The 3,238-nt window shown below is 69.0% G+C and carries 4 protein-coding genes; 1 reads left to right on the top strand and 3 read right to left on the bottom strand.

Going from position 1 to position 3,238, the window contains the following annotated elements:
• The 3 genes from VIR09_RS30465 to VIR09_RS30455 all read right to left on the bottom strand — a co-directional run.
• A partial coding sequence (locus tag VIR09_RS30465; RefSeq protein ID WP_332016267.1) for an MFS transporter occupies positions 1 to 1,098 on the bottom strand: 1,098 nt, incomplete at its 3' end.
• A 98-nt stretch (positions 1,099 to 1,196) separates the two neighbouring features.
• Entirely contained in the window at positions 1,197 to 1,703 is a 507-nt protein-coding gene (locus VIR09_RS30460) for a hypothetical protein (RefSeq protein ID WP_332016266.1), read from the bottom strand.
• A 189-nt stretch (positions 1,704 to 1,892) separates the two neighbouring features.
• Positions 1,893 to 2,792, bottom strand: a complete 900-nt coding sequence (locus tag VIR09_RS30455) for a LysR family transcriptional regulator (protein ID WP_332016265.1) — start codon at positions 2,790 to 2,792, stop codon at positions 1,893 to 1,895.
• Positions 2,793 to 2,878: 86 nt separating this feature from the next.
• Here VIR09_RS30455 and VIR09_RS30450 point away from each other — a divergent pair.
• Positions 2,879 to 3,238: alpha/beta hydrolase (locus tag VIR09_RS30450; RefSeq protein ID WP_332016264.1), on the top strand; the 360-nt coding region annotated here is incomplete at its 3' end.

Raw genomic sequence — 3,238 nt, 5'->3', positions numbered from 1 at the left:
GATCTCGTCGACCACCGCGCCCGCCAGCGCCACGCCAGCCGCCTGGCCCATGAACAGGCAGGACGCGAACCACGCCACCGCCGTGCCGCGCGCCGAGGGCACCATCTGGGTCGCATTGGTCTGCAGGGTGGCATGCAGCAGGTAATAGCCGAAGCCGGCCAGCACACTGGCCAGCAGGCTCCACATCCAGACCGGCCCCAGCAGATAGGACAGGAACGCCACGCCCAGCACCAGCCCGCCGGCGATCGCCAGGCCGCGTTCGCCCAGGCGCTTCAGGATGCGGCCGGCCACCACCGTATAGAGCAGGCCGCCCACGGCATACACGGCCACCAGCGCGCCCGCGGCGGTCAAAGAGATATCGAAGCGTTCATGCAGATAGGAAGGCGCAAAGGCCAGGGCGCCGAAGACCAGCAGGCCTTCGACGAACACCGTCGCCAGCACGATGCGGGCCCAGGCCGTGCCCAGCACCAGCCGCGCCTGCGCCACGAAGCCCTGGCGGACCGCGCCGGGGTCCACCCGGCCCAGGCCCGAGGCCTGCTGGCGCCGCACTTCCAGCAAGAGCAGCACGCCCACTATCAGGTAGCCGCAGACCAGCGCGGCGAACGCCCAACGCCAGCCCACCGTGTCGGCGAACAGGCCGCCGGCCAGCTGGCCGGCCGACATGCCCAGGATGGTGCCAGTCAGGAAGCGGGCCAGGGTCGCCTGGCGCCGTTCATACGGGACGTTGTCGCCGATCCAGGCCATGGACAGCGGCACGATGCCCGCCCCCGCGGCGCCCGACAGGACGCGGCAGAACACCAGCACGTCCAGCGAGCCGGCGAACACGGCGCCAGCACTGCCCAGGGCGCAGGCAAAGGTCGCGATGCTGACGACGCGGTACTTGCCGTAGCGGTCGCCCAGGGGGCCGAAGAACATCTGCAGCACGCCGTAGGCCACGGCGAACGCGGTCACCGCGCGCGCGGCCTGGCCCGTGGTGGTGCCGAATTCCGCCGCGAGCTGCGGCAACATGGGATCACAGATGCGGAACGCGCTGGCGCTGACGAAGGCGGCCAGGGCAAGCAGCGCGATGGCGCGCGCTTCTGAGGACAGGGCAGGCATGGATGACCGGCGGCGGGGCGATGGGTGAAGACCGCACCTTACCCCAGCCCGGCCATCCTGGCTTTATCGCCGGGCAGAATGTCCGCCCGGCGCAACGCTCAGTACGGCAGGCGGTAGCCCGTGGGCATGCGGCGCGCCGTCATGACCTGGCCGCCGTTTTTCAGCTCGCGCATCGTCAGGCGGGTCTTCTCGACCTTTTCGACGCGGTAGCGGTTCAGGTAGATGGGATCGTTGGCGTCCACGAGTTCACCGGCCGACTTGGTGGTCTGCATCGTGTAGACGCCTTCCGCCACGCTCCAGCAGCCGGTCTCGCGCAACGCCGGACGCGTCTTGCGGCCGATCTTCAGCAGGGACTCATAGGCCATGGTGCCGTCGGCGGACAGCACGATCAGCGATTGCAGATCGCCGCTGACGTCGCGCGGGCGGCTGTTCGACAACCACGTGCCTATCATGGGATCGCCGGCCTTGGCGGGCACGCAGGCTACCGGCTTGGGCGGCTCCGCGGGCTGGGCCTCGGTGATGGTGGCGGGCTTCCTGGCGGCGCAACCGGCCAGGATCAGAACGGCGCAGGCGATGCCCGCCGTACGCAAATACACACTGCTCATGACTTCCTCAACACGTCTGTCGACGCGCCGCGCCGATCATCCCGGCACATCCCTCGCGCAGCAAACATCACGCACTCTAAAGAGCCGTTTGCGAAGAATCAACGGCGATCCGCGCCGCGTGCAATTGCGCAACAGTCGGCCCCGGAATTGGCCTGTTTTATGGCCGTAAATCGCAAAAATGCGTTGGTTTCAAGCGACAGTGCGGCCGCGTTTCGCCGCCTTCGCGCGCAGCATTTCCTCCATGCGCGCGGCGGCCGGAGACAGGCTGCGGCCGGCCAGCCGCGTGATGCCCAGTTCGCGCTCGATGCGCGGGCCGGACAGCGGCACGAAGACCAGGCCGCGCGAGTCCGGCGGCACGCCCAGCCGCGCCAGCACCGTGACGCCGACGCCGCGCTCCAGCATGGCCAATAGCGACATCATGTTGGACACGAAGACCTGCCGATCCAGCATGAAGGCCGCCTGCGGATAGCCGGCAAGCTGGCGGTGCGCGATGGTGCCGACCAGGGGCAGGTCCTCGATCTCGCGCCAGGTCACCGATTTGCGCCCGGCCAGCGGATGGCCGCGATGGCACACCAGGCCGAAGGCGTCGCGCAGCAAGGGCTCGAACGACAGCCGCCGGTCCTGCGACACCGGGCTGCATACGCCCAGCTCCGCCTCGCCCGCCAGCACCATGCGCTCCACGCCTTCCGAGTTGTCGTCGAACAGCCGCAGCGCCACGGCCGGATAGCGCTCGCGATACACGGCCACCAGTTCCGGCAGCCAATGCGTGGCCACGGTGGCCACCGACGCCATGGTCAAGGTGCCGGCCTCGTTGCTGGCCAGCCCCGACAGCGCGCCCGCCACGCGGTCGTGGTGCTGCACCAGCTCGCGCGCCAGCGGCAGGCAGTCCTGGCCGAAGCGCGTGAGCGTGCCGCGGTTGCCGGGTTCGAACAGCGGCTGTCCCAGGCGCTGCTCCATCTCGCGGATGGACAGCGACAACGCCGGCTGCGAGCGGAAGGCCCGGGCCGCCGCGGCGCGAAAACTGCGCAGCTCGGCCACCAGCAGGAAATGGCGGTAGTGCGTGATGGACAGCTCGGGCAAGGGACGCATAGCGCGATATCGATTAGAAGAACTTATCCAATCATATGAAAAATAAAGTTTTCTGATAGTTCGGGCCAACCTAAGATGGCCGCACCATGAATGCCGACTCGCTGCTCCCGCCCCTTTCCACTCGCGCCAATCCACTGGATTTCAGCCTCGCCGACCGCCTGCCCGCCCGTCCCGCCGGCCAGGGCCGCCTGATCGTCGGCGCCGATCCCCAGGACGGCAGACCCGGCCTGCTGTTCGTCCCTGGCGCGTATCACGGCGCCTGGTGCTATGCGCACTTCCTGGACTACTTCGCGCGCGCCGGCCTGGCCTGCGCGGCGCTGGATATGCGTGGCCACGGCGCCCTGCCGCAGGACGCGGCGTTTACCTCGGTTGCCATCGCGGACCTCGGCGAGGATGTCCTCAGCGCGCTGGACGCGCTGGCCCACCCCACCATCGTCGTCGGCCAC

It is taken from the genome of Achromobacter sp., assembly GCF_036567245.1.
In the GTDB taxonomy this organism is placed as follows: Bacteria; Pseudomonadota; Gammaproteobacteria; order Burkholderiales; family Burkholderiaceae_B; genus Achromobacter.
This window is presented reverse-complemented; position numbering and strand designations above follow the sequence as displayed.

Coding starts and splice junctions, on each gene's coding strand:
- VIR09_RS30460 (WP_332016266.1), bottom strand. CDS start 1,703: ATGAGCAGTGTGTATTTGCGTACGGCGGGCATCGCCTGCGCCGTTCTG.
- VIR09_RS30455 (WP_332016265.1), bottom strand. CDS start 2,792: ATGCGTCCCTTGCCCGAGCTGTCCATCACGCACTACCGCCATTTCCTG.